Source organism: Siphonobacter sp., from assembly GCF_048595215.1.
Lineage (GTDB): Bacteria > Bacteroidota > Bacteroidia > Cytophagales > Spirosomataceae > Siphonobacter.
The window spans coordinates 1-2,669 of sequence record NZ_JBMDWJ010000188.1 but is presented as its reverse complement, the minus strand read 5'-3'; the positions used below and the strand labels follow the sequence as shown (position 1 = coordinate 2,669).

Annotated in this window: 2 protein-coding genes; one reads left to right on the top strand and one right to left on the bottom strand. The window is 52.3% G+C overall.

From position 1 onward, the window contains the following. Positions 1-306, top strand: a 306-nt coding sequence (locus ACOJTG_RS11245; protein WP_420153891.1) for an ROK family protein, incomplete at its 5' end; no start/stop codon positions are given. 84 nt (positions 307-390) lie between these two features. Here the strand turns inward: ACOJTG_RS11245 and ACOJTG_RS11240 are convergent. Continuing rightward, positions 391-2,669 (bottom strand): PQQ-dependent sugar dehydrogenase (locus ACOJTG_RS11240; RefSeq protein ID WP_420153890.1); only part of this gene is annotated, 2,279 nt, incomplete at its 5' end.

The window sequence follows — 2,669 nt, the reverse complement described above, 5'->3', positions numbered from 1 at the left end:
GACATTATTCAGGCGGCAAAAAATGACGATGTACTGGCCATCGAACTCATGGCTCAACTGGGCGACAACATTGGCCGAGGCATTGCCTTCCTGATCAATGTCTTTAACCCGGAACTAATCATTCTCGGCGGCAGTCTGGCCACCACGCAGGATTACATTTACTTACCCATCAAAACGGCCATTAACAAGTACTCCCTGAGTCTGGTTAACAACGATACGCAGGTGAAAATGTCCAAACTGGGCGAACACGCGGGTATTGTAGGAGCCTGTCTACTGGTTCGCGACCGACTACTTTCGTTAGTTTAGCTTATTCCATGGTTCGATACAGCATACTACGAAAAAAGCCAGCCTTCTACCGAGGGCTGGCCTTTTTGTATAATCTAGCAACCATTAACGTTCCATCAGCATCCAATCCAGGTAAAAGAGCTCTTGCTTCGGTGCTGATTCTGGATTTCTGAAAACCAGGTACAGATCGTGAAAACCTTTGGCTGGCTGGATCGGCGTTTGTACTTCTTTCCATCCGTTTACTACGTTAGCTTTCCCGGCTGGTAGTGTGACCCGACCGATTACAGGACCGCTTACCCCATCCTGTCGAATCTCTACTTGACCGCCCTCGCCGTAGGACAAGAACCGAAATTTGATCTGCCGAATGCCGACTAAATCCAGGTGATGAAAGGCCACATACGTCTGATCGTAAATTTTCCGGATGTAGGATTGATAGCCATTATTGGCCGTGGCGATGACGACGCCAACTGTACCCCGGTCGTTGTCTTCTAATTGAAGCAGTGGGTTCCGTAACACCAGATGTTCGCGACTCGTCAGCGGTTCAATCCCGTGGGCACCCCGGTCGGTGTAACGAGCCAGCAGTACGTAGGCACCGTCCGGATTTTTGGCGGAATGTTGATTGAGAGACAGGGTACCCGATAGCGGTAAGGTCTTCGGTTTTTGATTTACCGAAAGAATATAGCGAACCATTTCCTGAGCATCGGCGACGGACAGATCGGGGTGCGGACTCATCGCATACTTCCCCCAAACGCCGCTACCACCCTTGATGACTTTCTGAGCCAGTCGATCAACGGCATCGTCCTTGTACTTCCCGGCAATGGCCTGCAAGGTTGGTCCGATGGAAGCCGTCGCCAGGGCATGACAGGATTTGCAGTCGGAAGCCAGAAACAACTTTTCGCCCTTCATCTGGAGGGTACTGGAATGAGTGTTCCCCGACAAAACGCTGGCCAGATCCTTCCCATAGTCCAGATACGTAAACGAAAGCTTCGTCTGGGCCGGATCAATCTTTTGATCTTCGCGGTCGGTGATCCGTACCTGATAGTTCAGTCGTGAATGATCCCAGTAAAAACTCCGGTTGCTCGTCGAAAGGATTTCAACCTTCGGCGGCGTATTGCCTACCTTAATGGTAACCGTAGCCGTACCTTTTCCACCCTGCGAATCAATGGCCGTGAGCGTAACGGGATAGACACCGGGCTTCTCGAAAGTCGGGGAGACCTCCGTACCTTTTAGCGTTTGTTTCCCCACCTGCCACTCAAACGTGAGCTGATCGCCGGGATCGTAATCTTTGGAACGGGACGCGGATAAATGTACCTTCAAGGGAGCCGCTCCGTAGCGGTGATCCACCTGAATATCCGCCACGGGGTTGCGATTACCTTCGGCGTACTCGATGCGGTACAGGCCCGCGTCGGCATTGTTGGTAAACCAGTTGGTACCGTACGCGAGCAAATAAATGGCTCCGTCCGCAGCTAGCTGCATGTCCATGGGAGCGACGACATTGAGTTGGGGCAGGAAGGGCTCCATCTTCACGTAGTTTCCCTGTTCGTCCAGCGTCACGGCCATGATCCAGCGGCGGATCCAGTCGTAAATGAAGAGTTTGCCGTTGTAGTACGCGGGTAAGCGATAACTGCCTTGCGGGTATTCGTCACGGTAGTAAACCGGACCCGCCATGGCACTGGCTCCGCCTTTGCCCACCATCGGCCAGCGTTTGGACGGACCTTTGCCGTACCAGATCATGGCGGGTTGAGCGGGTGGTAATTCTTTCACACCCGTATTGTTGGGCGAAAGATTCATCGGATGAGCCGGGTCCTGCTTGGGGCCTTCCTTTTTCGTAGCAAAGTCGTATTTGGGAAAAGCTTCGTTATTTCCCAGAAAATACGGATAGCCGAAAAAACCAGGTTTTCGAGCCTGATTGATTTCGTCGTAACTCAGGGTTCCTTCTTCAGCGGGTACTTGGGTATCCGGCCCTACATCGCCCCAGTAGACGAAGCCATTTTTGGGATCGACTGAAACGCGGAAGGGGTTTCGGCAACCCATGACGTAAATTTCGGGCCGTCCTTTCGAGCCATCTTTGGGAAAGAGGTTACCATCGGGAATGGTGTAGGTGCCATCGGCTTCGGGTTTGATCCGTAGAATCTTGCCCCGTAAATCGTTGCTATTTGCCGTAGAAGCCTGATCGTCGGAGAGTTCCCGGCCGGGTCGTTCATCGGTAGGGTTGTGCCCTTCGATTTCTTCCGCATTCGTATTGTCACCCGTTGAGAGGTAGAGCAAACCCTTGGAAAAAGTCACATACCCGGCGGAATGACAGCAGTACTTGCGTTGCGTCGGAATTTCGAGCAGTACTTTCTTCGAAGCCAGATCAAGCTGATCACCCTTGAGTTCGAAGC